The sequence below is a fragment of the Corallococcus sp. AS-1-6 genome (genome assembly GCF_020037015.1).
GTDB lineage: Bacteria > Myxococcota > Myxococcia > Myxococcales > Myxococcaceae > Corallococcus.
The window spans coordinates 126,751-152,176 of record NZ_JAIQDE010000011.1; the positions used below are offsets into that span (position 1 = coordinate 126,751).

The 25,426-nt window shown below is 71.0% G+C and carries 24 protein-coding genes; 19 read left to right on the forward strand and 5 right to left on the reverse strand.

Annotation, left to right across the window (positions count from 1 at the left end; translation table 11 throughout):
- The first annotated feature begins 1 nt into the window (after position 1).
- The 3 genes from ruvC to K8612_RS17470 all read left to right on the forward strand — a co-directional run bounded on the left by ruvC (position 2) and on the right by K8612_RS17470 (position 2,965).
- The gene (gene ruvC, locus K8612_RS17460; protein WP_223741795.1) at positions 2-583 is read left to right on the forward strand and encodes a crossover junction endodeoxyribonuclease RuvC; all 582 of its coding nucleotides are present in this window, start codon (positions 2-4) and stop codon (positions 581-583) included.
- Positions 580-1,194, forward strand: a complete 615-nt coding sequence (ruvA, locus tag K8612_RS17465; protein WP_223741794.1) for a Holliday junction branch migration protein RuvA — start codon at positions 580-582, stop codon at positions 1,192-1,194. Before ruvC ends, ruvA begins: the two co-directional genes overlap by 4 nt.
- A 286-nt stretch (positions 1,195-1,480) precedes the next feature.
- Positions 1,481-2,965, forward strand: a complete 1,485-nt coding sequence (locus tag K8612_RS17470; protein ID WP_223763094.1) for an ELWxxDGT repeat protein — start codon at positions 1,481-1,483, stop codon at positions 2,963-2,965.
- A 9-nt stretch (positions 2,966-2,974) separates the two neighbouring features.
- Here the strand turns inward: K8612_RS17470 and K8612_RS17475 are convergent, their stop codons facing one another.
- Positions 2,975-4,060, reverse strand: a complete 1,086-nt coding sequence (locus tag K8612_RS17475; protein ID WP_223741792.1) for a hypothetical protein — start codon at positions 4,058-4,060, stop codon at positions 2,975-2,977.
- Between the two features lie 119 nt (positions 4,061-4,179).
- Here K8612_RS17475 and ruvB point away from each other — a divergent pair, with 119 nt between their 5' ends.
- From ruvB to K8612_RS17505, 6 genes are all read left to right on the forward strand, one after another.
- A complete protein-coding gene (gene ruvB, locus K8612_RS17480) occupies positions 4,180-5,217 on the forward strand; it encodes a Holliday junction branch migration DNA helicase RuvB (protein WP_223741791.1) in 1,038 nt (345 codons plus the stop codon).
- Between the two features lie 18 nt (positions 5,218-5,235).
- Positions 5,236-6,720, forward strand: coding sequence for a hypothetical protein (locus tag K8612_RS17485; protein ID WP_223763095.1), 1,485 nt, complete (start codon positions 5,236-5,238; stop codon positions 6,718-6,720).
- 448 nt (positions 6,721-7,168) lie between these two features.
- The gene (gene lpxC / locus K8612_RS17490) at positions 7,169-8,113 is read left to right on the forward strand and encodes a UDP-3-O-acyl-N-acetylglucosamine deacetylase (RefSeq protein ID WP_223741789.1); all 945 of its coding nucleotides are present in this window, start codon (positions 7,169-7,171) and stop codon (positions 8,111-8,113) included.
- 56 nt (positions 8,114-8,169) lie between these two features.
- Positions 8,170-9,264: a thioredoxin domain-containing protein gene (locus K8612_RS17495; RefSeq protein ID WP_223741788.1), complete on the forward strand. Its 1,095-nt coding sequence runs from the start codon at positions 8,170-8,172 to the stop codon at positions 9,262-9,264.
- Between the two features lie 27 nt (positions 9,265-9,291).
- Positions 9,292-10,530, forward strand: a complete 1,239-nt coding sequence (locus tag K8612_RS17500) for a DUF4388 domain-containing protein (RefSeq protein WP_223741787.1) — start codon at positions 9,292-9,294, stop codon at positions 10,528-10,530.
- Between the two features lie 124 nt (positions 10,531-10,654).
- A complete protein-coding gene (locus K8612_RS17505; protein ID WP_223741889.1) occupies positions 10,655-11,272 on the forward strand; it encodes a hypothetical protein in 618 nt (205 codons plus the stop codon).
- A gap of 100 nt (positions 11,273-11,372) precedes the next feature.
- Here the strand turns inward: K8612_RS17505 and K8612_RS17510 are convergent, their stop codons facing one another.
- Positions 11,373-12,989: a leucyl aminopeptidase gene (locus K8612_RS17510; RefSeq protein ID WP_223763096.1), complete on the reverse strand. Its 1,617-nt coding sequence runs from the start codon at positions 12,987-12,989 to the stop codon at positions 11,373-11,375.
- Positions 12,990-13,127: 138 nt separating this feature from the next.
- On the opposite strand from K8612_RS17510, the gene K8612_RS17515 reads away from it, so the two are divergent.
- The 3 genes from K8612_RS17515 to K8612_RS17525 all read left to right on the forward strand — a co-directional run bounded on the left by K8612_RS17515 (position 13,128) and on the right by K8612_RS17525 (position 15,411).
- Entirely contained in the window at positions 13,128-14,024 is an 897-nt protein-coding gene (locus K8612_RS17515; RefSeq protein WP_223741785.1) for a hypothetical protein, read from the forward strand.
- 128 nt (positions 14,025-14,152) lie between these two features.
- Entirely contained in the window at positions 14,153-14,935 is a 783-nt protein-coding gene (locus K8612_RS17520; RefSeq protein WP_223741784.1) for a sulfite exporter TauE/SafE family protein, read from the forward strand.
- A gap of 38 nt (positions 14,936-14,973) precedes the next feature.
- Positions 14,974-15,411 carry a hypothetical protein gene (locus K8612_RS17525; RefSeq protein ID WP_223741888.1) on the forward strand — a complete coding sequence of 146 codons (438 nt, stop codon included), beginning with the start codon at positions 14,974-14,976 and terminating at the stop codon, positions 15,409-15,411.
- A 24-nt stretch (positions 15,412-15,435) separates the two neighbouring features.
- On the opposite strand, the gene K8612_RS17530 is transcribed toward K8612_RS17525, so the two are convergent.
- The 3 genes from K8612_RS17530 to fabF all read right to left on the reverse strand — a co-directional run bounded on the left by K8612_RS17530 (position 15,436) and on the right by fabF (position 19,480).
- Entirely contained in the window at positions 15,436-16,305 is an 870-nt protein-coding gene (locus K8612_RS17530) for a tetratricopeptide repeat protein (RefSeq protein ID WP_223763097.1), read from the reverse strand.
- Position 16,306: 1 nt separating this feature from the next.
- The gene (locus tag K8612_RS17535; protein WP_223741782.1) at positions 16,307-17,914 is read right to left on the reverse strand and encodes a short-chain fatty acyl-CoA regulator family protein; all 1,608 of its coding nucleotides are present in this window, start codon (positions 17,912-17,914) and stop codon (positions 16,307-16,309) included.
- A gap of 315 nt (positions 17,915-18,229) precedes the next feature.
- The gene (gene fabF, locus K8612_RS17540) at positions 18,230-19,480 is read right to left on the reverse strand and encodes a beta-ketoacyl-ACP synthase II (RefSeq protein ID WP_223763098.1); all 1,251 of its coding nucleotides are present in this window, start codon (positions 19,478-19,480) and stop codon (positions 18,230-18,232) included.
- 109 nt (positions 19,481-19,589) lie between these two features.
- On the opposite strand from fabF, the gene K8612_RS17545 reads away from it, so the two are divergent.
- The 7 genes from K8612_RS17545 (at position 19,590) to K8612_RS17575 (ending at position 25,270) form a co-directional block, all read left to right on the forward strand.
- Entirely contained in the window at positions 19,590-20,318 is a 729-nt protein-coding gene (locus K8612_RS17545; RefSeq protein WP_223763099.1) for a TetR/AcrR family transcriptional regulator, read from the forward strand.
- A gap of 95 nt (positions 20,319-20,413) precedes the next feature.
- Positions 20,414-21,841: a hypothetical protein gene (locus K8612_RS17550; protein ID WP_223763100.1), complete on the forward strand. Its 1,428-nt coding sequence runs from the start codon at positions 20,414-20,416 to the stop codon at positions 21,839-21,841.
- 94 nt (positions 21,842-21,935) lie between these two features.
- Positions 21,936-22,559 carry a YceI family protein gene (locus K8612_RS17555; RefSeq protein ID WP_223741778.1) on the forward strand — a complete coding sequence of 208 codons (624 nt, stop codon included), beginning with the start codon at positions 21,936-21,938 and terminating at the stop codon, positions 22,557-22,559.
- A 60-nt stretch (positions 22,560-22,619) separates the two neighbouring features.
- Entirely contained in the window at positions 22,620-22,886 is a 267-nt protein-coding gene (locus tag K8612_RS17560; RefSeq protein WP_128796035.1) for a hypothetical protein, read from the forward strand.
- A 106-nt stretch (positions 22,887-22,992) separates the two neighbouring features.
- Positions 22,993-23,841 (forward strand): DUF692 domain-containing protein, encoded by an 849-nt coding sequence (locus K8612_RS17565; RefSeq protein ID WP_223763101.1) that lies wholly within the window; start codon positions 22,993-22,995, stop codon positions 23,839-23,841.
- The gene (locus K8612_RS17570; RefSeq protein ID WP_223763102.1) at positions 23,838-24,575 is read left to right on the forward strand and encodes a DUF2063 domain-containing protein; all 738 of its coding nucleotides are present in this window, start codon (positions 23,838-23,840) and stop codon (positions 24,573-24,575) included. Before K8612_RS17565 ends, K8612_RS17570 begins: the two co-directional genes overlap by 4 nt.
- A 131-nt stretch (positions 24,576-24,706) precedes the next feature.
- The gene (locus tag K8612_RS17575) at positions 24,707-25,270 is read left to right on the forward strand and encodes a chalcone isomerase family protein (protein WP_223741775.1); all 564 of its coding nucleotides are present in this window, start codon (positions 24,707-24,709) and stop codon (positions 25,268-25,270) included.
- The last annotated feature ends 156 nt before the right edge of the window (positions 25,271-25,426 follow it).

Below are 25,426 nucleotides of genomic sequence, written 5' to 3' on the forward strand. Positions count from 1 at the left end.
TGTGCGGGTACTCGGCGTGGACCCTGGCAGCCGCTTCATGGGCTTCGGGGTGGTGGAGGAGAAGAAGGGCAAGCTCGTGCACCTGGGCCACGGCGTCATCAAGGTGGTGGAGTCCGCGCCCCTCGCTGAGCGCCTGAAGGACCTGCACGCCGCCTTGAGCGCCGCGCTCCAGCGCTACCAGCCGGAGGCCGTGGCCGTGGAGGGGCTCTTCACCTTCCGCAACGCCCGGAGCGCCCTGGTGCTGGGGCACGCGCGCGGCGTGGCGCTGCTCGCCGCGGCGCAGGCGGGCCTGCCCGTGCACGAGTACGCCCCCGCCAGCGTGAAGAAGTCCGTGGGCGCCAGCGGCGCGGGCGGCAAGGACGCCGTGGCGCGCATGGTGCGCACGCTGCTCGGCGTGGAGGAGGCGACGCTGGAGCGCGCGGATGCCAGCGACGCGCTCGCCGTGGCGCTGTGCCACCTGAACCAGTTCCGCGTGGGCATGCCCCGCGCCAGCGCTCCCGGCAACGGCAAGCGCAAGGGGGCCGCGTCGGTGCTCGCGGACCGCCTGTCGTCCGCCTACCAGCGCCCGGAGGCCCGCCGATGATCGCCCGGCTGCGTGGCAACGTGTTGGAGAAGGGTGCCGAGGACGCCGTCATCGACGTGCACGGCGTGGGGTACCGCGTGAACCTGTCCACCGTCTCGCTGGGCAAGCTGCCCGAGGACGGCCAGCCGGTGGACCTGCGCATCCGCACCGTGGTGCGCGAGGACGCCTTCGAGCTCTTCGGCTTCCTCTCCCCGGCGGAGGAGGAGCTCTTCCAACTGCTCAACAGCGTGTCCCGCATCGGCCCGCGCATGGCCCTGGGCGTGATGTCCGGCATGGAGGTGGGCGAGCTCATCGCGGCGCTGTCGCGCGGTGAGACGGGCCGGCTCGCGAAGATCCACGGCGTGGGCAAGAAGACCGCCGAGCGGCTCGTCCTGGAGCTCAAGGAGAAGGTGCGCAACCTCCACTCGGAGGGCATCGCGAAGGGCACCACCCCGCGCGCGCCCGTCACCTCCGGCAACAAGGCGGACCTCGTCTCCGCGCTGCTCAACCTGGGCTACAAGCAGCCCCAGGCGGAGAAGGCCGCGGACGTCGTCATCGAGCGGCTGGGCCCGGACGCCACCTTCCAGGCGCTCTTCCGCGAAGCCCTCAAGGCCCTGCGCTCCAGCCCCTGACTTCCGCACACCGCCCTCGCCCTCCAGGGCGAGACGCGGTGCTGCACAGGGCAGGAAATCCTCGGAAGATACGCGCAAGGCTTTTTCCAGTAGGAATCCGCCGTCGTCGCGAGGCGAACGCTCCTGGCGTTCGTCCGCCATCATCTGGCGATCCACGCCGCTCACGGTCCGACACCCCTGAGCAATCCTGGCCGGCCATGAGCTGGCCCATTCCGCTGCAAATATCAAATTCCAGCTCAGGCGCGGTGGTCCCCCCGGACCGCGTCGCGCCGAGGAGGCGTGTGTCATGGCGGCGTGGCGTGGTGTTCCGATCGTCGTGGTGCTGCTCTCGGGCGTCATTGGGGTGGGGTGCGGCGCGCCGGAAGGCGAGGACGTGCCGGCGTTGGGCGAGGTGTCGGCGGCGCTGGAGCCGAAGGCCGCCGGAGGTCCGCAGCCGTGTGGCCCCTCGGCGCGGCCGGTGGGGGACGTCCGGCGCGGCGCGGAGGGCTCGGCGCCGGAGGCGCTGGTGGAGGTGGGCGGTCAGGCCTTCTTCGCCGCGGATGACGGCGTGTCCGGCCGCGAGCTGTGGGTGACGGACGGGAGCGCCACGGAGGCGCGCCGGGTGAAGGACGTGCGGCCCGGGGCGTACGGCAGCACGCCGCGCTTCCTCACGCGGATGGGTGCGCGGCTGTTCTTCGTCGCGGATGACGGCGTGCACGGGCCGGAGCTGTGGCGGTCTGACGGCACCGGGCAGGGCACGGCGCTGGTGGCGGACATCCGGCCCGGGCCGCGGGGCAGCGCGCCGGACGCGCTGACGGTGGTGGGCGGCCGGCTGTACTTCACCGCGGATGACGGCGGGCGCGGCCGTGAGCTGTGGAGCACGGACGGCACGGCGCGAGGCACGCGGCTCACGCAGGAGTTCGCCCCGGGGCCGAACTCGCTGTTCCTGGACGAGCTGACGGAGTGGAACGGGCGGCTGGCGCTGGTGGCGTACGGCGACGCGGTGACGCTGTGGGTGATGGACGGGAGCACCGGCACCTCCCGGGCGTTCTTCCGCGGCCCGGAGCAGTCCGTCGTCTTCTCGCTGACGCCGGCGGGGAAGGACCGCCTCTTCTTCCTCGTGGACCTGGGCTTCGGCGAGGCGGACCTCTGGGTAACGCGGGGCCAGCCCCTCTTCACCTTCCCGCTCAGGCACTTCGCGGGGGACTACCCGTCGGAGCTCACGCCGCTGGGCAACGCCGTGTACTTCATGGCCGGCGCGGAGGGCTTCTTCGGCGAGCCCGGGGACCTGTCCCACGGCGGCGAGCTGTGGAGGAGCGACGGCACGCTCCCGGGCACCCGCCTGGTGAAGGACGTGCGGCCGGGGCCCCAGGGCTCGCAGCCCTCCGGGCTGACGGTGCTGGACGGGCGGCTGTACTTCGCGGCGGATGACGGCGTGCACGGCCGCGAGCTGTGGCGCTCCAACGGCACGGCGCAGGGCACGGTGCTGGTGCAGGACGTGGCGCCGGGCCCCGAGGGCAGCGCCCCCATGGCCTTCGCGGTGGTGGACGGCTGGCTCTTCTTCTCCGCGACGACGGCCGGCCGGGGCCGCGAGGGCTGGTACTCCAACGGCGAACCGGGCCGCGTGGACCCGATGCGCGACATCGCCCCCGCCGGGCTGGACGCGAACCCCCACGGCTTCGTGCGCGCGGGCAGCTCCGTCTTCTTCCTCGCCACGGAGCCGGGCCAGGGGGAGGAGCCCTGGGCGCTGCCCTTCCTCCCCGCGGCCCGCTGCGCCCTCGTGGAGCCCTGAGGGCGGCGCCTACGCCGCGCGCCGCGCCGCGGGCGTGGGGTGCAGCCCGCCCGTGTTCGGCGCGGGCAGCACCACGGTGGGCCCCAGGCCCGGGGCCAAGAGGTGCGCGGTGAGCAGCGAGGACGGGTGGAAGTTCACGAACGACGCGTCATGCGCGGACGGGCCCGCGAAGAGCTTCTCCACCACCATGGACGCGTACTGCTCCAGCGAGTCCTCGCGCGTGTTGCCGTTGAGCACCACCTCCCAGCCCATCTGCTCCGCGAAGCGGCGCACGCCGGGGATGCGCGACAGGAGCGGCGTGTAGCTCTCCGTGCTCACGCCGTTCTCGCTCACCACGAAGACCTCGTTCGCGGTGGCCACCGCCAGGGACATGTTCCCCTGCGTGTGGCCGGGCGTGCTGAGCAGCGCCGCGCCCTGGCCCAGCCACGTGTCGCCGTCCAGCAGCACCACGCGCTCCTCGGGGATGTCCGCGCCGCCGGGCACGAACCACACGTGCTGCATGGGGTGCAGGTGCTTCACCATGGTCCACTCCGCGCGCTGCACCAGCAGCTTCGCCCGGGGGAACACCGGCGGGGCGCCGTCACCGCCCAGCCAGCCGCGCAGGTCCTGGATGTGCAAGTGGTCGAAGGCCAGGTAGTCCACGTCCGACGGCGTCAGCCCCAACTGCTCCAGGTAGCCCTGCACCGTGCCGTGGCGGGTGGACATCACCTTGTCGGAGAGGAACGCGCCGTAGCGCTCGCGCAGCGCGCGGTAGAAGGGCGCCGCGTGGCCCCGCTCGTAGTCGGTGGGGTTGAAGAGCAGCGTGCGCCGCTGGCCGGTGCCGGCTTCCGCGAACTGCACCACCTGCATGCGGTTGGTCATCATCACGTACGGCGCGGGTGACAGCGCCGCCCCGCTGAAGGCGAACAGCGTGGGGTAGGGGAACGTGATGAGGTCGCAGGTGGCTACCGCTGCTACCGGGCCCTCCCGGACGAAGGCCTCGCGGGCCTCCAGCGCGGCGCGGCGCAGTTGCTGCAACCGGGGGCCGGGCGAACGCTCGGCGCGGGCCTCGGGCAGCAGGGGCAGGGGACGGAACGGGGCGGAAGCGGAAATCATGACGCGACTCCCTTCGGGCAGGGGGACGTGCCCCCTGGCTGGCCGGTCGGCGTGCCACTCCGAGTCTAGCGCCGCCAGAAGGGCAGCGACACGCGCCCCCTTCGCTGTATAGGGTCACAATGGCGATGGCGAGGAAGTCCGACGACACCCTCTCGGGAGATGTTCAGCCGGAAGACATCCGGTTGGAGGCCTCCCTGCGCCCACGCACCTTCGACGAGTACGTGGGGCAGGGGGCGGTCGTCGAGAAGCTCAAGGTGTACGTGGCCGCGGCGAAGAGCCGGGGTGACGCGCTGGACCACTGTCTGTTCTCCGGCCCTCCCGGCCTGGGCAAGACGTCGCTCGCGCACCTCATCGCGAACGAGCTGGGCGTGGGCATCCACGTCACCAGCGGCCCCGCGCTGGAGCGCAAGGGCGACCTGGCGGGCCTGCTCACCAACCTCAACGAGCGGGACATCCTCTTCATCGACGAAATCCACCGCCTCAACGCCGCCGTGGAGGAGTACCTCTACCCGGCGATGGAGGACTTCCGGCTGGATATCACCATCGACACCGGGCCCGCCGCCCGCGCGATGAAGATTGATTTGCCGCCCTTCACCCTGGTGGGCGCCACCACGCGCACGGGCCTGTTGACCTCCCCCCTGCGCGACCGCTTCCAGATTCAAGAGCGCCTGGAGTACTACGAGCCGAAGTTCCTGGAGCAGATATTGGACCGCTCCGCGCGCATCCTCGGCGTGCCCATGGACCGCGCCGCCAGCCGCGAAATCTCCACCCGCTCGCGCGGCACGCCCCGCATCGCCAACCGGCTCTTGCGCCGCCTGCGCGACTTCGCCCAGGTGGAGGGCAACGGCCGCATCACCTACGACCTGGCGCATGATTCGCTCAGCCGCCTGGGCGTGGACGCCAGCGGCCTGGACGCGATGGACCGGAAGATCCTCCTGACCATCCTGGAGAAGTTCGGCGGCGGCCCGGTGGGCGTGGAGACCATCGCCGCGAGCGTGGGCGAGCAGCGCGACACCCTCGAGGACGTCTACGAGCCCTTCCTCATGCAGGAGGGCTTCCTCATGCGCACGCCCCGGGGCCGCACCGCCACGCTGCGCACCTACCAGTACTTCAAGAAGACGCCGCCTCCCAGCTCCCCGCAAGGGGCGCTCTTCTAGCCTGTACCCCGTTCCGCCATGAGCCAAGCCTCCGCGCCCGCCGTGCCCACGGTCCTCCCCGGTTCCCGCGACTACTACGGCGACCTGATGCGCGCCTCCCAGGCCACGCGCGCGGGCTTCCTCGCGGAGCGCGAGCGCTGGCTGCGCGGTGTCCCGGTGGAGGGCCGCGAGGAGCTGCTCTTCGAGTTCGAGATGTGGCTGCGCGCCGTGGAGCGCTACCTCAACCTCCACAACTCCGTGGTGGACGCCCGCGCCCGGCCGCTCGTCACGCGCGACTTCCACGAGGAGCTGGTGGACGTGCGCGACGCCATGGAGCGCGCCGTGCGCGTCGCCCGGCACCTGCAGGACCCGGACAGCGACCCGAAGATGGTCTTCCGCAAGTACGTGGAGACCCAGCTCGCGGACGACCGCGTGCGCCGGCTGCTGATTGAAGAGGAGCTGGATCAGGAGACCCCGCCGGAGAGCCTCTTCGTCGTGCGCGAGGCGTTCGACGCGCTGAAGAACCTGCTCGACAACCTGCTCCAGTTGCCGCTCATCGGCCTGTCGCTGTTCCAGGACGTGGGCAAGCTGACGCTGCGGGAGATCGTCCTCAACCGCTACTTCCGCCCCTTCCGCCCGCTGGAGTTCCGCGTCGAGTACGACCGGCTGCGCTCCGTGCGCCTGCTGGACGTGCTGGGCACGCTGCCCGCGGACACGCGGCCCCTCTTCACCACCGCGTTCCTGGGCCTGTTCCGCGTGCTGCACTACCTGACGCACGTGGACCCGGAGGCGCAGCCGCCCGTGCCGCGCCGCGTGCGCGTGCTCCTGTCCCTGGTGCGCGGCGAGGTCTCCGCCGTGGCCAGCTACCTGCACACGGAGCTGTCCCCCAAGGCCGGGCCCAAGCACCTGCAGGCCGCCACGCTGCGCGCCGCGCGCGACCTGGCCCGAGAGACGGACCGCATCTCCCGCGAGGTGCTGGTGGACCTGGACCGCGACCCCGCCGCCCCCCTGCGCGCCGCGGAGGCCTTCACCACGCTCCTGCGCCAGCAGATCGTCGCGCTGGTGGACGCGCTGGCCCCCAACGGCGCGCTGGGGGAGGAGGCCTTCGCCCACCTCACCAGCGCCCAGGACGCCGCGCTGCGCCTGCGCAAGGACCTGTGGGTCTACGCCCAGTTGTGCCGCGCCGCTGAAAGCCACCTGCGCGCGGAGGACGTCGCCGCCGCCGAGCGCGTGCTGGAGGCCCTCAAGTCGTTCCTCGACTACTTCCACGACGGCGGCTACCAGCTCCTGCGCTACGCGGACTACGACGCCTTCGACCGCTTCACCTCGCTCCTGGTGGAGCTGCCCTGGCCCCCGGAGGGCCCCGGCATCCGCAGCCGCCTGGCGGAGGACCTCCGGCGCTTCTCCCAGACGCTGGAGACCACCTTCCACGCCGTCAGCCGCCGCTCGCTCCTCCAGGGCCGCGGCTTCGACCGGCCGGACGCGGAAGCCCTGCGCGACCGCTTCCTGCCGCCTGCCCGCTGACCCACCCTCCCGGTCACGATTCCCGTCAAGCCCCGGACTCCCGGTGAGACCGGGATGTGCGTTTGCTTCCGGGCACTCGCCTGCGATAGAGACGCGCCGCTGTCACGTGGGTGACACGCACTCCCGGTTGGCGCGAAACCATCCGGGGGCCCTGGGGTTCGAAGGATGAATTCCGGACATCGCTGTCAGGGTGGGAGGAGCAGTGGTGGGTTTCCCAAGAGGGGTGTCCGGGCCCCGGTCCTCGCCGCCCCCCGTTCCGGTCCCCGGCGAGCCAGCAGTTCCAGGGGGTTGGGAAGGGCAGGGCCACCCCCTCCGGGAATCCTTGTGTCACGGCCGCGTGGCATGTTGATTGCTCCTATGTGCAGCGCGTCAGAGCGCCGTGGAACGGCCTGACGGGGCCATACCCCGCGTATGTCAGTACGAAGCAGTCCCTAGAGGCGACACCGACATGCTCCAGCTCAACGACTTCCAGCGCACCCTCTCCCAGCCGGCCGTCTGCCGCGGCGTGGGGCTCCACTCCGGGTTGCCCGTGACGCTGACCCTGAAGCCCGCGCCCGCGGGGCATGGCATCGTCTTCGTGCGCACGGACCTGGCGCGCCCGGTGAGCATCCCCGCGCTGGCGGAGTACGTGGTGGACACGTCGCTGGCCACCACCCTGGGCCGGGACGGCGTGAAGGTGGGCACGGTGGAGCACCTGATGTCCGCGCTGGCGGCGCTGGGCATCGACAACGTGCGCGCGGAGCTGGACGGGCCGGAGGTGCCCATCATGGACGGCAGCGCGGCGCCCTTCACGCACGCCATCATGGAGGCGGGCTCCCACGAGCTGGACGCGCCGCGCGAGTACCTGGTCATCAAGAAGAGCGTGGTGGTGCAGGACGGCGACAAGCAGGCCTCGCTCACCCCCGCCCGGCGCTTCCGCATCAGTTGCACCATCGACTTCGAGCACCCCGTCATCCAGGGCCAGTCCTTCGACGTGGACGTGAACGACCGGGGCTTCTCGCGTGAGATCTCCCGCGCCCGCACCTTCGGCTTCCTGCGCGACGTGGAGAAGCTCAAGACGCTGGGCCTGGCGCGCGGCGGCTCGCTGGAGAACGCCGTCGTGGTGGACGAGGCCGCCATCCTCAACCCGGACGGCCTGCGCTTCCCGGACGAGTTCGTGCGCCACAAGATTTTGGACGCCATCGGCGACGTGTCGCTGTTCGGCCGGCCCGTTATCGGCCACATGACGGCGTTCAAGACGGGCCACGCGCTCAATCACAAACTGGTGCGCAAGGTGCTGGCGGACCCCTCCAGCTTCGACATCGTCACCGCGCGCCGCCGCGACGTGGAAGGGCGTGAGCCGGGCCGCGGAAGCCTCGCGGGCGCGTTGGAGTTGGAGCCCCTGGTCGCCTGAACACGGGACTGGCAATTCCTTGCCAGTCCCGGGGACCTCTATTAAGTCGGCGGGCTATGTCCATGCGCTCTACTCGCATCGCCCTGGCCGCCCTCCTCGCGGCATCCCTCACCGCCGGCTGCAACAAGGAGAAGGCGCCGGCCAATGCCCAGGCGCCCGCCGCGCAGGCCCAGGCTGGCAATGCCGCCGAGCCGTCGCCGGACACCGTGGTGGCCACCTTCGGCAACAACCAGAAGGTCACCTTCGGTGAGCTCAACGAGCGCATCAAGGAGCCGCTGGCGAACCTGGACAAGCAGAAGTACCAGTTGCGCAAGCGCGGCCTGGAGGGGCTCGTCACGGAGCGCCTGGTGAAGGAAGAGGCGACCAAGCGCGGCCTCACCGAGGACCAGCTCCTCAAGGCGGAGATCGACGACAAGATCCCCGCGCCGCCGGAAGAGAAGATCAAGGAGGTCTTCGAGGGCGCCAAGGGTCAGTTGCCCCCGGGCGCGACCTACGAGCAGATGAAGCCGCAGATCGTGGACTTCCTGTCCGGCCAGCAGAAGCAGGAGCAGGCCCAGAAGTTCTTCGACTCGCTGCGCGCGGGCGCCAACGTGAAGTACGAGCTGCCCGAGCCCCCGCGCCCGCCCGCGGAGCGCAAGCAGGTGGCCGCCACCGGCCCGTCCAAGGGCCCGGAGGGCGCGCCGGTCACCATCGTGGAGTTCAGCGACTTCCAGTGCCCGTTCTGCAGCCGCGCCATCGGCACGGTGGACGAGGTGACGAAGCAGTACGGCGACAAGGTGCGCCTGGTGTTCCGCCAGTTCCCGCTGGACTTCCACCAGCAGGCGCAGAAGGCCGCCGAGGCCTCGCTGTGCGCGAACGAGCAGGGCAAGTTCTGGGAGATGCACGACAAGCTCTTCGCCAACCAGAAGGCGCTGGGCGTGGATGACCTGAAGAAGTACGCGGGCGAGCTGAAGCTGGACACGGCCAAGTTCAACACCTGCCTCGACTCCGGCGAGAAGGCCGCGCAGGTGAAGGCGGACATGGCGGACGGCGCCAAGGTGGGCGTCAGCGGCACGCCGGCGTTCTTCATCAACGGCATCATGCTGTCCGGCGCGCAGCCCCTGGACGAGTTCAAGAGCATCATCGACGCGGAGCTGAAGGGCGCGAAGTAGCCCTCGGCGCCTGCAGGGAGGGATGCGGTGGCGTCCAAACCCAGGGCCACGCCCCGCGTGAGCGGTGAGGCGGCCTCGCTCGAACTGGAGCGGCCGCTCGCCGCTGTCGTCTCTCCCACCCGGCCCCTCTCGGCGCACTTCCTGGCGCCGGAGGGGTTGGTGCTCCTCCCGGAGTCCCACGGCGCGGCCGGCTTCTTCGCCGGCAGCCTGGGGACGCTCTCGGTCGAGGAGGTCTTCGCCCAGATCCTCTCGGGTATCCGCACCGGCCAGCTCGTCGTGCAGCACGGCACCGTGCGCCGCACGGTGGCCTTCCGCGACGGGCAGGTGGTGTTCGCCACCTCCAGCGAGCGCTGGGAGCGCCTGGGCGCGGTGATGGTGCGGCTGGGGCTCCTGACGGAAGCGCGGCTCACCCAGGCCTTGGCGCAGGTGACGCCCGCGCGGCGCATCGGCCAGGTGCTCACGTCGCAAGGCATCGTCTCCGAGGCCAGCCTCTACAGCGCCATGACGTTCGTGGTGCGCGAGGTGGTGCTCAACCTCTTCGAGATGGTGGAGGGCAGCTTCCTCTTCCTGGAGGCGAAGGCCCCGGCGGTGGACGCGGTGAAGCTGCCGGAGCGCACGCGCGACCTGGTGCTCACCGGCATCAAGCGCGCGGAGGAGACGGGCCGCCTGCGCCGCCGCTTCCCGGACGATATGCGCGTGGCGCCCGGCCCCCAGGGCGCGCTGCCCGGCGAGGAGGCCCTGTTCGCGAAGCTGGGCGAGGGCGCGACGCTGGGCGCGCTCCGGGCCGCCTACGCGGGCAGCCAGTACGCCTTCTACAGCGGCGTGGAGGAGGCGGTGCGCGGCGGCCACCTGGCCGTCCGGGCCGCGGAGGCGCAGGCCGCCCCGGGCCCCGCGGTGGAGGGCATGGCCTGGGAGCTGTTGTCCGCGGAGGAGCGCTACAACCTCCTGCTGTCGCTGGTGCACCGCGCGCTGCGCGAGGCGGGCCGCGACGTGGACCTCTTGCGCGGCTTCGTGGAGTCGCCGCCGCCGGGCCTGGAGGAGGCCTACCACGGCGTCACGCTGGGGCCGGACGGACGGGTGGACGTGGCCCGGCTGCGCGCCAACGTGTCCACCAGCGGCGGCGAGGCGGTGGGCCGGGCCATGGCGCTGGAGGCGCTGGACGCGTTCGTGTCCTACGCCCTGTTCTCCGCGCGCAACGTGCTGCCGGCGGACGTGGCGGAGCGGCTGGCCAACACCTACCGCACCCTCCAGGGCGGCCTGACGTAGCGCCGGGCCGCCGGGAAGTTTCCACCGTCTGACAGCGTACACCGCCCCCATGTGCCCCTGGCGGGCCCGGAGGTGGGTGGTCACGTTCCTCCCCACGGCTGGTGGCTGGCGGGGGACGAGCGACATGGGCGCGATGCGGATGTTGGGCTGGGGTGTGCTTCTGCTGAGCACGGCATGCGGCGCGTCCCGGACGGCGGTGACGAAGGCGGAGCCCGGCACGGGCGGCTCCGGCGCGGCCTCGGACGAGTCCGCCGTCGCGTCCACCACGCGGCGCTACGTGGACGAGGACCTCGGCTTCGAAATCATCCGGCCCACGGCGGAGTGGCAGTTGGATGAGACGAACGAGCGCACCCCGGAGGGGCTGGCCATCCCCGTCATCCTGCGCCACCGCGTGACGGGCGCGCAGGTGGTGCTCCAGGTGGCGCCCGGCGTGGCCACGCCCGTGCAGTTCGCGGAGCGGCTGACGCAGGGGCTGCGCCAGCAGCCGGGCTTCACCACCACCGACCCCCGGCCCATCGCGCTGTCGGACAACGCGGTGGGGTTCGACTTCCAGGTGGGGGAGGGCGTGCGCGGCAAGGTGGCCGTGCGCGAGGGCAACTCCGGCCGCGTGCTGATGATGCTGGCCACCTGGCCCACGGAGGCCACCGCGGGCATCACGGAGAGCGTGGACGCCCTGATGGCGGGCGTCCGTCCGCTCCCGGAGCCGAGCGTGGCGGTGCGGTCCACGCCCCGGACGCCCTGATGCGCGAAGGCCCCGGCCCCCACGCGATGGATGCGTGAGGCCAAGGCCTTCAAGGCGCTGCATTGACGGCGCGCGGAGCACGGAGGCTCCGTGGGGACCGTCAGCGGGCCGGCTTGCCCCTGGCGGCCTTCGGGGCCTTCGGCGCCTTGGCGGCCTTCGCGGAGGACTCGGCCTTCACGGGCTCCGGCTGCGAGGCGACTTCCGCAGCCTTGCGGCGCACCAGCTCCACCAGCGTGCGCGCGCCCACGCCCGTGCCGCCCTTGTTGAGGTAGCCGCGCTCCTTGGGGCTGTTGGACGGACCGGCGATGTCCAGGTGCACCCAGGGCGTGTCGCCCACGAACTCCTTGAGGAAGAGGGCCGCGTTGATGGCGCCGCCCCAGCGCTCGCCGGAGTTCTTCATGTCCGCCACTTCCGAGCGCAGCGCGTCCTTCTGCAGGTCGCTGACGGGCAGGCGCCACATCTCCTCGCCCGCGGCGCGCGCGGCGGAGAGCACGCTGTTCACCGCGTCGTCGTCGTCGCCGAAGGCGCCCACGATGTAGCTGCCCAGCGCCACCATGCACGCGCCCGTGAGCGTCGCCAGGTCGATGATGGCGGACGGCTCGTGCTCGCCGGCCCAGGTGAGCATGTCACCCAGGACGAGGCGGCCCTCCGCGTCCGTGTTGGTGATCTCCACCGTCTTGCCGGATCGCGCGGTGAGGATGTCGCCGGGCTTGTACGCCGTGCCGGACGGCATGTTCTCGCACGCGCCGATGAAGGCGTGCACGGGGAAGGGCGGCTTCACCACGGAGCCGATGACCTTCATCGCGGCCAGCACCGCGGCGGACCCGGCCATGTCCGTCTTCATCTCCACCATGCCCTCGGTGGGCTTGAGCGACAGGCCGCCCGAGTCGAACGTGATGGCCTTGCCCACCAGCGCCAGCGGGGCGCGCCTGGCGTCCTTCGCGTTCTTCGGCGTGTAGACCAGGTGGATGAGCCGCGGCTCCTGCACGCTGCCGGCGGTGACGCCCAGGAACATGCCCATGTTCAGGCGCTCGATCTCCTTGCGCCCGCCGATCTCCGCCTTGAGCCCGCCCTCCTTGGCGGCCTGCTGCGCGGCCTGCGCCAGCTTCGTGGGGGTCACCACGTTGGGGGGCTCGTTGACCAGGTCGCGCGCCCAGTTGACGGCCTCCGCCAGCTTCAGGCCCAGGTGGAGCGCGTCCTCCAGCGCGCGCGACTTCTCCGTGCCCTGCGGCAGGGACAGCGTGGCGCGGCCCAGCTTGGGGCTGGCCTTGTCCTCGCGCGCGGAGGACTTGTACTTGTCGAAGCGGTAGACGCCCAGCTCCAGGCCCTCCACCACCGCGCGCACGGCCATCGCCGCGTCGTCCGTGGCGGGCACGCGGAACCCGATGGCGGTGGCCTTCAGCCGCTGCGCCGTCTTCGCCGCGCGGCCCGCAGCCAGCCGCAGCACCTCCGGCTGGAAGCGCGCGCGGTTGCCCAGGCCCAGGAGCAGGACGCGGTCCGCGCCCAGCTTCCCCAGCGTGTGCACGACGAAGGACTGGTCCACCTTGCCCTTGAAGCCCTCCTGGGTGGCGGCGGCGCGCAGCTTGCCGTCCAGCGCCGCGTCCGCGGCCGTCAGCGGCGCGGGGGCGGAATCACCCAGCTCGCCCTCGAAGAGGGGGATGACGAGCAGCTCACCGCTCACCGGCGCGGCTTCACCGGAGACGAGACTGAATTGCATGGCGACTTGGACTCCTGGGCTGAGGGAGGGGGTGATCCGAGGGGCGCGACTGTAGACGCGCCGCGTGTTGCTCGCAAAGCGCTGGTTGCCACTGAGGCATTGCAATGCCCCGGCGCGCTGGATAGCTGTGCACTCCCAATGCCCACCCTGTTGCTTCATCTGACGGCCATCGAACGGTTGGCCGCCCACCCGGACGGCCTCCCCGCCGACTGGGTGCGCGCCTTGTCCGAGGACCTGCCGTACGCGCGCTTCGGCGCGGCGCTGCCGGACCTGCCGCTGTGCGCCGGCGTGCGCGGGGGCCTGGGGGTGATGATGCAGCCGGAGGCCGGCTGGCCCCTCTTCGCGCGGCTGTACCACGAGAGCGCCCCGGTGGGCCTGGGCCTGAAGATGGCGGAGCTCGTCGCCTCCGGCGCCCTCGTGGGCACCGAGGCGGGCCTGGCCATCCTCGCGGGGTACTTCATGCACCTGAGCCTGGACCGGCGCCTCCACCCGCTGGTGGACCAACTGGTGCTGCGCCACCGCCGCAAGGGCGAGCGGGCCTGGGACGCACGGCGTCAGGTGGAGTGGGCCCAGACGCTCTTCTTCCTGCGCCAGCAGGACGGCACGGACGGGGTGGGCACCGCCCGCATCCGCGAGAAGTTCCAGGTGGTGAAGACCTCCGGCATCCCGCTGCGGGGCATTGGCCGGGGCATCTATGAGCTGGTGCGCCTGGCGTCGCAGGACCGCGTGGGGCAGGCCCCCACCAAGGCGGAGCTGGACGGCTGGGTGCGCGGGCTCTACGTCTCCGGGCTCTTCCTCTCCAGCCCGTTGGGCCGCATGCGGGCGCTCCCGGCGTACTCGCAGCTCTCCTACCAGGAGCTGTACCGCAATGATCACTTCGACTTCGCGGCGGAGCTGGACGCCGCGCTGGAGGTGACGCGCGGCTTGATTCGCAGACTGCACGGCTACATGGCGCGCGGCACCTACACGCCGCGCACGCGCGCGCGGTTCCTGGAGGAGTTCCCGGAGGGGACGCTGGGCGCCACCGCCGCGTAGTGAACGGATCCACACGGCCCGCGTCGCGGGGTCGTGTCCGCGTGCAGGGCATCCAACCGATCGAGCAGGTTGCCCCCCGGGGCGTGGCGCTATCCGAAGCGGGGAGTGCCTCCTATCCTCGATAGGGAATGACGGTCTTGCTCCTCATGGCGGCGGGTGTGTTGGCGGGTGGGCTGGGGGCGCTCCTGGGCATCGGGGGCGGCATCGTCCTGGTGCCCGTGCTGGTGTTGGGTTTCGGAATCCCGCTGGAGCAGGCCGTCCCCGCGAGCCTGATGTGCGTGGTGGCCAACTCCTGCGCCGCCGCCGCCAGCTACGTGGAGAACAAGCTGAGTGATTTGCGGTTGGGGCTCACCCTGGAGCTGGCCACGGTGATGGGGGCCATCGTCGGCGGGCTCGTCGCGGCCTTCGTCGCGGAGGCGATGGTGGCCGTGGTGTTCGGCCTCTTCACGCTCTTCGTGGCGCTGCAGATGCTGCTCCTGCGCCGCCCCGTCCAGGAGCCGGCGACGGCGGCCAACTACGAGCCCGGCAACTACCCGCTGGGCATCTCCGGCTCCTTCGTGGCGGGCGGCCTGTCCGCGCTGCTGGGCGTGGGCGGTGGCCCGCTGAAGGTGCCGCTGATGACCTACGGCATGCGCGTGCCCTTCAAGGTCGCCAGCGCCACCAGCAACCTGATGGTGGGCGTCACCGGCGCCGCCAGCGTCGCGGCGTACGCGTGGCGCGGCCAATTGAATCTCGGGCTCGTGGCGCCGTTGGTCGTAGGGGTGCTGGGCGGCGCGTCCGTGGGCAGCAAGCTGATGCTGAGGACCCCGACCGCGGTGCTCAAGAAGCTCTTCGCGGCGGTCCTGTTGATCGTGGCCGGACAGATGTTGTGGAAGGGAGGGGAGGGGCTGTGGCCGAGCGTATGGAAATGAGTGAAGCGGAGCCTGAACTACCCGGTGTCCATCCGTCGATGCGGGTGCCGGAGGCAGGACCCCCACGTCGCAACACGCAGGCGACGTCGGTGGCGTTGGACGCGGAGTTCCACGAGGAGCTCCCGAGGGAACCCATCACCCAGCCGGAGGTGCTCCCACGCGAGCGCCGGGGGGCCCGGAGGCTCGCCGCCGGGGAACGGTGGATTGCCCGCATGCTGCGCACCGGGGCCATCACCAGTGGCTGCATGTTCGTCACGTCGCTCGCGCTGGAGCTGCTGCCGCGCGACGAGTCCGTGCACGTGGCCATCGACCTGTTGCGCAAGGGCGCGGCGTCCATGCTGCTGGTGACGCCGGTGGCGCGGCTGGCGATGGCGGGCACGCTCCTGGGCCTGCGCGGCGAGTGGCGTTACGCCGCCATCGCCGCGGGCGTCATCGGGTTGCTCGCGCTGGCGGTGGGCGCGGGCTTCCAGGCCTGAACCGGAGTTGGACCGCGCGCGGGGCTACACGCCGCGCGCGGCGAAGTGCGCGAGGACGTTCTTCACCTTCGCCACCTCGTCGTGCTGCTGGAGGTCCTCGTACATGGGCAGCACCGCCTCGAACTGCTCGCGGGCCGCGGCGAAGTCCTGGAGGTAGTAGCAGGACAGCCCCAGGTCCCAGCGCGCGCGGGCCTCGTAGACGTGGTCGTGCAGCTCGCCGTACACGTCCACCGCGCGCAACAGGTGCGGGCGCGCGTTGTCGTGGTGACCCATCAGGCCCTCGGACTCGCCCAGCAGCAGGTGCCCCAGCGCGAGCGCCTCCGGGTCCTCGCCCTGCTCCAGGAGCGGCACGGCCTCCAGGAAGCGCTTGCGGGCGGGCTCGTACTCACCCCGGGCCATGCGCAGGTCGCCAATGTCCAGGAGCAGCCGCGCGATGCGCTCGGTGTTGCGCGTCTGGCGGTAGAGGATGAGCGCCTCCTGGTACTTCTCCTCGGCGCCGTCGACCTCGCCCATGGCGCGCAGGGACTCGCCGATGCAGGCGCGGGTGAGCGCCTCGCCCTCGCGGTCGCGCGCCTCGTTGAAGAGCAGGGCGGCGGTGGCCATGTGCTCGATGGCGCCCTTGTGATCCTCGAAGTGGGCCTTCACCACGCCCAGGCCGAAGAGCGCCTGCGCCTGGCCGGGCTTGTTGCCCGCGGTCTTGAAGAGGCCGAAGGCCTCCTCGTAGTGCTCGCGGCTGGCCGCGTGGTCCTCCAGCATGCCGTACAGCTCCGCCAGCGCGACCAGCCCCTGGCCCACCTCCGAGGGCGAGCCGGTGATGCGCAGCGGGGCGAGCGCGTTCTTCTGCTTCTGGATGGCGTCGGCGATGTGGGCGCGTTCGTTGTCGGACGGGTGCATGTCAGTTCTCGTGAACCTTGCGGCGGCGGGCGCCCCTGTCCAGCGAATCGTGCTTCTCGGCGCCTTCAGGGCCGTTGCCATCGGGCTCGGCGTTTCCGTTGCGCTCGGCCTTCTCCTTCTCGTGGACCAGCAGCGGGGAGAAGAAGCAGTCCTTCTTCGTGTACTCGTCGAAGGCGAACGCGAAGCGGTAGCTGGCCGCCGCGCGCTGGTTGCAGTCCGTGCGCTCGCAGAAGCGGCAGGAGATGCCGCTGGGGATGGCGTCCTTGCGCAGGTCGTTGGTGGGCAGGCCGTACGCCAGGTACTTCGCGTTCTCCGCGTGCGTGCCCAGGCCGATGGAGTACGCCGTCCCCTTCACGATGGAGCCTTCAATCGGCTGCAACTGCACCTTCGCGAAGCAGAAGTACGTCGTGCCGTCCGGCATGATGGAGTACTGGCGCGTGATCTGGGACGGGTTGAGGAATGCCAGGTGCACCGCCCACTTCGCGCAGGAGCCGCCGCCGGACGCGAAGCGGATGCCGGTGCCGCTGTAGCGCTTGGAGATGTTCCCCGCGATGTCCGCGCGCAGGAAGTGGAAGGGCAGGCCCTGGCGCTTGGGGTCGGACAGGTTGCAGATGCGGTGGGCCACCGTCTCGTAGGTGGTGCCGAAGACGTTGGAGAGCAGCTCCACGTCGTAGCGCGTGCGCTGCACCTCCTTGAAGAACTCGCCGTAGGGCAGCATCAGCGCGCCGGCGAAGTAGTTCGCCAGGTTGACCTTGATGAGGCGCTCCGTCTCCCCGTGGCGCATGCGGCCCGCGCCCAGGATGCGCTCCACCAGCTTCTCGCGGTCCATCACCATCAGGCCAATGGACGCGGCCACCTGGAACTTCAGCGGCTGCTCCGTGAGGTCCGGCGACAGCGTGAGCGTGCGCGCGTCCAGGTCCAGCCGGCGCACCACGGACGAACCGCTGGCCGCGCGCTCAATCTGCACCTTGAAGTCGAACCGCTCCTCCAGCATGCGGATGAGCTGGCTGCTGGTGAGCTGCTGCTCCAGGCGGAAGTCGCGGCGCAGGCCCTCCGCCTGCTCCTCCAGCTCCGGGAAGTAGTTGCGGTGCTTCTCCAGGAAGTCGCTGACCTCGTCGAAGGGCGAGTAGTCGAAGCGGACGCCCGGCGTCGTGCCGCCCAGCCCCGAGGTGGAGCCCTGCGTGCGCGTGCGCTCCTCCACGTTGAGCTGCGCGAGCACGTTCTCCAACTGCGTGCGCGTGTTCTTGTAGAGGTTGAACAGCGCGGCCACGGTGCCGGCCAGCTTCGGCTCCGCGGACAGCGACTGGAGCGACTCCGAGTCGATGTCCAGGCTCTTGAGCAGCGGCTCATCCAGGAGCTTCGCCAGGGCCTCGTCCACGCGGCCCTCGCCCAGCGTGGACATGAACTGCTCGGGGTCCTGCTCGAAGTAGCGCAGCGCCTTCCACAGGAGCGGGAAGGGCATCACGCGCTTGCCCTTCTCGATGAGGTTCAAGTACGCGGGCGAGACCCCCAGGTCCTTCGCTGCATCCGCCTGCTTGATGTTTCGTTGCAAGCGCAGGCCGCGAAGCTTCAGCCCCACGTTCGCATTCAGAGCGTTGTCGTTGTTCATGGCTCCAACCCCCGGTGGGCCGCGTCAGGAGCCACGCTCCGACACCGGGTCTCTGGATCCACTCTGCAAACCGATTTACCGATTTGCAATGAACGTTTTCGGATCGCCGCAGCGCTGTCCCGCAGGCGACGCGCGAAGGGTTGACTGCCCCCACCCTGGCCTTACAGGGACGTAATCCCATGTAATCACACGGCTTTCAGGCGGTTCCGGTGTGCGGCGGCGGCGCCCGTCCACCGCGCTGTGAACGCTTGACTGACGCGGCGCGACAGGACTGGGGAAAAGTCAGTAAACGGGCGCCAGATTTTTTACAGCGCCTCAGCGCGTCTCCGGGAGCCGCTGGAACACGAGGGCGACGTTGGTGCCGCCGAAGCCGAAGGAGTTGCTCATCACGGCGTTCACGCGCGTCTCCCGGGCGGTGTTGGGCACGCAGTCCAGCGGGATGCGCGGGTCCTGGTTCTCCAGGTTGATGGTGGGGGGCAGCACGCCGCGGGTGAGGGCGAGGATGCTGATGACGGCCTCGGCGGCGCCGGCCGCGCCGTTCATGTGGCCCGTCATCGACTTGGTGGAGGAGATGGCGAGCGACCTCGCCGCGTCGCCGAACACCTTCGCGATGCCCTCCATCTCCAGCAGGTCGCCGATGTCCGTCGAGGTGCCGTGGGCGTTGAGGTAGCCGATGTCCGCGGGGTCGAGGCGCGCGTCCTTCAGCGAGGCCTTCATCGCGCGCTGGGCGCCCGCGTGGCCGGGCGCGGGCGAGGTGACGTGGTAGGCGTCGGAGCTGGAGCCATAGCCCGTCAGCTCCGCGAGGATGCGGGCGCCCCGGGCGCGGGCGTGCTCGTACTCCTCCAGGACGAGGATGCCCGCGCCCTCCGCGAGCACGAAGCCGTCGCGGTCCCTGTCGAACGGGCGGCTGGCCGCCTGGGGCGCGTCGTTGCGGTTGGACAGGGCCTTCATCGCGGCGAAGCCGCCCACGCCCAGCATGGAGATGGGGGCCTCCGCGCCGCCGGCCAGCGCCACGTCGAACTCGCCGCGCTGGATGCCGCGCATCGCTTCACCGATGGCGTGCGCGCTGGTGGAGCACGCGGAGTTGGTGGACCAGGACGGGCCCTTGATGCCGTGGCGCATGGAGATGTAGCCGGGCGCCATGTTGATGATCATCTGGAGGATGAAGAAGGAGCTGATGCGGTCCGGCCCCTTCTCCAGCGCCTTGCGGTGGGTCTCCTCCAGGCTGCTGATGCCGCCGATGCCGGAGCCGATGACGGCCGCCACGCGCTCCGCGTTCTCCTCGGTGATGACCAGGCCGGAGTCCGCGAGGGCCATGTCCGACGCGGCCACCGCGAACTGCGCGAAGCGGTCCATGCGGCGCACCTCGCGCCGTTCGAGGTAGTCCTCCGGGTTGAAGCCCTTCACCTCACCGGCGAAGCGGCAGTCCAGCGCGCTCGCGTCGAACAGGGTGATGGGCCCCACGCCGCTCTTGCCGTTCACCAGCGCGTCCCAGCTCTTCTCCACGCCGATGCCACAAGGGCTGATGAGCCCCATTCCCGTCACCACGACGCGTCGCTGTTCCATCGCGCACTCCCTGACCCTGTTCGTTGGACCGGGATGGTATTATGACCATCCTTCCATCAGTTCAAGTCCAAGGGAGCCCCGATGAGCGAGCAGGCAGGGAGTGGGGGCGATGCGCTACACCGCTGAACACAAGCAGGCCACGCACGCGCGCATCCTCGCGGCGGCGGAGAAGTTGTTCCGCGCGGAGGGCTTCAGCGGTGCGAGCGTGGAGCGGGTGATGCGGGCCGCGGGCCTGACGGTGGGCGGCTTCTACGCCCACTTCACCTCCAAGGAGTCGCTGCTCGCGGAGTCGCTGCGCGCCTTCATGACGGCGCGCCGGACGCCCTGGCTCGCGGGGCTGGAGGGGATGCGGGGCCCGGCGTTCCTGGAGCGCTTCGCGCGGCGCTACCTGGACCAGTACGACCGGGACACGGGCGACACGGCCTGCATGATGCCGTCGCTCCTGTCGGACCTGACGCGCGCGGCGCCGGAGGTGCAGGCCGCGTTCGCCCAGGGGCTGGAGGACCTGGTGGGCCAGGCGCAAACGCACCTCCCCGCGCGCGAGGGCGCCACGCCCCGGCAGCAGATGCTGGCGACGGTGACGCTGTGCTTCGGCGCCATGACGCTCGCCCGGGCCACCGCGTCGCAGCCGCTGGCGGGGGAGATATTGGACGCGGCGCGCGCGCTGCTCGTCGCGGGGGCTCCCGTGGAGGGGGACTCCGGGAGTGAGGCGCCTCGCGCGCACGCGACGCCGAGGAGGAGTCCCGCCTCGCGCAAGAAGGCGCCCTCCCGGAAGCGCCGGGTGGGCTCCCTCGCGGGGAGCGCTCCCGCGCGCCGTGCTCGCAAGAAGCCCCTCTGAGCGGGCGCGCGTCCTCCCTCGTCGACATTCCGGGCTGGACGGCATGGGGGCGGTCGTGGAGTCCTTTCTCGCGGACCGCGGACCGTGGGGGCAGGGTGGACGCAAGGAAGACGACGGTGTCCCGCGCGTGGCTGGTGGGGCTCGCGCTCATGCTGGGGGCGTGCGCCTCCGTGCCGCTCGCGCCTCCCCGGAAGGATGAGCCCCTTCGCTACGGCATCACGTACACGCGCGACCCCTCGCCACGGCTGGATGTGGAAATCGCCCTGCCACCGTCGCCTCCTGGCGCGTTCCTCTTCCGGCAGCCGGGGCGCGAGAGCTCCGTGGTGGCGACGTTCGGGGACGGGAGCAGGGCCGAGCTTTTCCCCCGGGACGGCGTGGTGCGGGTGCCTGAAGGGGCGCGCATCCTCCGCTATCACTACCTGTTGGCCTCCTCTTCGCGAGGGGGCGGCGGGCACCTGTTCGGGGGCATGGGGGAAGGGGACACGTGGCACGTGGCCGGCAAGACCTACCTGCTGACCCCCAGCCGCGTGACGCCCGGCCTGCGCGTGGAGCTCACCGTGTCCGGCGCGGACGCGCTCCTGCCATGGACTCCCGACGCGCGCGGCGTCTACCACCTGCGCGGCGAGGACCTCATCGACGCGGGCTTCCATGCCTTCGGAGGCTGGCGGCTCGAGGCGCGCGTCGGCGCCTCCGTGATGGACGTCGCGCTGCTGGGCCGCTTCACGCACCTGACGGACGAGGATCTCCGCGCGTGGCTCGAGCAGGCCGGACGGGAGGTGCTCACCGTGCGCAAGGCCTTCCCGTACCCGCGCATCACCGTGCGCGTCGTGCCCGTTCCCGGCGACGACACGCCCGCGGTCTTCGGCATGACCCTGTGGAGCTCACCGCCCAGCATCTCCATCCTCGTGGGGCAGGACGCCACCGCCGCGTCCTTCGCGCGTGACTGGGTCGCCGTCCACGAGATGCTGCACCTGACGCATCCAACCCTGGTGCCCCGGGTGGCCTGGCTCACCGAAGGCCTGGCCACCTACTACACGGAGCTCGCCCGCGCGCGCTCCGGACGCCAGACGGCCCAGCAGGCCTGGCAGGAGCTGACGAAGGGCTTCGCGCGGGGCCAGGCCGCCTCGCGCTCACGCACCATGCAAGAGGCCGTCGCCGAGGAGCGGAACTTCATGGGCATCTACTGGACCGGCGCGCTCTTCGCGCTCCACCTGGACGTGGAGCTGCGCCGCGTGACGCACGGCCGCGCCCGCCTGGAGGACGTGCTGGAGCTGCTCGCCACGCGCGGCCCCACCGCGACACTCGAAAGTTTCGGTGACGCCGTGGACACCGTCGCGGGCCAGCCGCTGTTCGACGCGCTGCTCGCCCGTCACCTCCCAAGGCCCGCCTTCGCTGAATTGAACCCATTGCTGGAAGACCTTGGCGTCCGAATTGACCCAGGCGGCGTCAAGCTCCATGCTGCGCCGGGCAGTGGGTTGCGTGAGGCGCTGGACGGCGGGCGGGCCCCGGACGACGCGGGGTGAACACCCGGAAATGAAAAGGGGCCGTAACTGATTCCCGGGTGTCGCGTATCGCATGCATCCGCGAGGTTCGCGGCATCCGTAGATGAGGTCCGCCATGTTCCGCAGCGTCCTGATGCTCGCCGCCACCCTGTCGTTGTCCGCGTCCGCCGCGGAGCCCGCTCCGGCCGACAAGCAGTTCGTCTTCCATGATCCGAACAGCCGCGACACGGTGATGTTCGTGCTGGACGCGCCGCTGGAGGTCATCAATGGCCTGTCCAACCAGGTGACGGGCCGCGTGGACGTGAAGGGGCAGAAGGCCAGCGGCCGCTTCCAGGTGCCGGTGAAGTCCATCAAGACGGGCAACGAGACGCGCGATGGCCACCTGCAGAACGACCGCTGGCTGGACGCGGCGAAGCACCCGGACATCGTCTTCGAGTTCAAGGATGTGGCCCTGCCCGCGCCGCTCGCCAACGCGAAGCCCGTGGTGCTGAAGACGAAGGGCACCTTCACCATCCACGGCGTCACGCGCGAGGAGCCCGTGGAGGTGACGGCCACGTACCTCCAGGAGACCGCCGAGACGAAGAACCGCGCCGCGGGCGAGCTGCTGCGCGTGCGCGCGAAGTTCCAGATTCCCCTGGAGGCCTACGGCATCAAGCGCACCGAGGCGCTGCTGCTGAAGGTGGGCGAGCGGGCCGACGTCACGGTCGACGCCTGGGGCTCCACGCAGTTCAAGCCGTAGCGGTTGTCGTCATCCATTCCCCCGTAGTCACACCCCACGCGGTACGAAAGGAAGCAACACATGAACGTCAAGGCTCTTGCGGCGGTTGTCGGCACCCTGTCCCTCGGCGCGCTGGCCACCGGCTGCGCGTCCAACAAGGCGGCGGAGGGCAGCAAGGTGCACGCCGCCTCGCCGGGCGCGGCCGAGGGCGCCGAGGCGAGCTGCAGCAACAAGCCCGCCGACGCCGCCGCCCCCGCCGCCGCTCCCGCCGCGACCCCGGAGAAGGGCGCCGAGGGTAGCTGTGGCGCCGGCTCCTGCGGCGCTGGCTCCTGCAGCGGCAAGAAGTAGTCACCCCTCGGGAGGGCCTGCGTGACAGGTCTCCTCCCAGGCGCGCGGGCGGCGGGAAGGGTCCTTCCTGCCGCCCGTGTTGTTTCACCCCCAGGAGGAGCGCCGCATGCCGTCCGCCCGCTACGCAGACCGCCATGGATTGAAGCCGCTGGGCGCGGGCATCGGGTTGCGCCGCGACTTCTACGAAGCGCTGCCGCGCACGCCGCGCGCGCTGGACTGGGTGGAGCTCATCCCGGAGAACTTCCTCACGCTGGGCGGCCGCTCCCAGCGCGCCCTGGACGCGTGCCGCGAGCGCTGGACGCTCCTGCCGCACGGCGTGGGCCTCAACATCGGCGGGCCGGACGCGCTGGATGACGACTACGTCACCCGCCTGGCCGCGCTGGTGAAGCGCCTGGACGCGCCGTTCTTCTCGGATCACCTGTGCTACTCGCGGCTGGGCGGCGTGCACCTGCACGACCTGTTGCCGCTGCCCTTCACGGAGGCCGCGGTGGAGCACGTGGTGCCGCGCGTGCGCGAGGTCATGTCGCGCGTGGAGCGCCCCTTCCTGCTGGAGAACCCCAGCTACTACGCGGCCATGCCGGGTGGCACGCTGAAGGAGGCGGACTTCCTGCGCCAGGTGGTGGAGGCCTCGGACTGCGGGCTGCTCCTGGACGTGAACAACGTCTGGGTCAACGCGCGCAACCACGGCTACGACCCGCGCGCCTTCGTGGACGCGCTGCCCCTGGAGCGCGTGGTGCAGGTGCACCTGGCCGGCCACGACGTGCGCGAGACGGTCCTCATCGACACGCACGGCGACCGCGTCTGCGACGACGTCTGGGCGCTGTACCGCTACACGCTGGAGCGCACCGGCCCGGTGTCCACGTTGATTGAATGGGACCAGGCCATCCCGTCCCTGGACGCCGTGCTGGACGAGGCGGACCGGGCGCGCGCCGTGCTCGCGGAGGGGGCGCGATGAAGCCGTCGCTGAAGCACTTCTTCGACAGCATGGACGCCTACCTCGCCGGGCCGCCCGGCGCGGAGGGGCTGCTGAAGCTGTCCGCGTCGCACCCGGGCTGGGACGTGGATCCGGAGCGCATGGCGCTCTATGGCCAGTTCGTGCGCGGCCACGTGCGCTCCACGCTGGAGAAGCTCTTCCCGCTGACGCGCAAGGCGGTGGCGCCGGAGGCGTGGGACGCGCTGGTGGACGGCTACACCCGCACGCGCCCCGCGCGGCACTACGAGCTCAACCGCCTGGGCGAGGGCTTCGCGCCCTTCGTCGCGGACGCCGCCGCCGCGAAGGGGCTGCCGCCGTTCCTGCCCGCGCTCGCGCGCTTCGAGTGGACGGACTTCGCCGTGTTCGCCTCCGAGGAGGCCATCCCTGACGCCGTGGAGCGCCTGACGCCCAACCCCACGCTCACGGTGCTGGAGCAGCCCTACCGGCTCTGCGCCTTCATGCGGGCCCGGGGCGCGGAGGCCGCGCCGGCGGAAGGGGAGGAGCTGGCGCTGCTCTGGCGTCACCCGGAGCGGCTGGTGACCTTCTACATGGAGGCCACGCCGCCCGCGCTGCTGGTGCTGAAGATGGCCGTGGAGGGCCTGTCGGAAGAGGCCGTCGTCCAGGCCACGGGCATGTCCGCCGCGGACCTCCACGCGGAGGTGGCGCGCTTCGCGAAGGACGGCCTGGTGCTGGCGCCGGCATCCCGCATTCATTGAAGAACCTGTTGTCTTCCGGGCGCTTCGCCGCGGTACGTCAAGACGCGGAGGGCCTTCGTGGCTCCTTTCGTGAAGACGCATGGGTAGGTTTGCGTCCAACATCGCGCAGGAACCCACCCGGAGGTTTTCCCATGAAGAAGACGCTGACCGCCGTGCTGCTGTCGCTGACCCTCGCCGCGCCCGTCATGGCCAAGGACATCGCGGGTGTGAAGTACCCGGACACCGCCACCGTGGCCGGCAAGGAGCTGAAGCTCAACGGCGTGGGCCTGCGCAAGAAGGCCATCTTCAAGGTCTACACGCTGGGCCTCTACGTGGAGAACCCCACGCAGGACGCCACCGCGCTGCTCAACGCGGACGAGGTCAAGCGCGTGCGCATGTTCATGAAGCGCGACCTCAAGAAGGAGCAGATCACCGAGGCCATCGAGAACGGCTTCAAGAAGAGCGCGGGCGCGAATATGCCCAAGCTCCAGGCGCGCCTGGACGCCTTCAAGGCCGCCATCCCCGCGGAGGTGAAGGAGGGCCAGGAGCTCAACCTCACCTACGTGCCGGGCAAGGGCACCACCGTGCAGGTGACGGGCGGCCAGTCCATCGACGTGGAGGGCAAGGACTTCGCGGACGCGCTCTTCTCCGTGTGGCTGGGCAAGGACCCCGTGGACAGCGGCCTCAAGGAGGCCATCCTCGGCAAGGAGGACTGACGCTCCCCCCCACGCTTCACCCGGAGTCCTTCGCGCCCCCGGAGCGCCCCTTCTTCACGCAAGGGGCGTTTCGCGGGGCGCGGCCGTTTCCGGAGGCGGCGCCATTGCTTCAATGGTGGACAGCGGGCGGCGCGCCTGCCACACGCGCATGAGTTG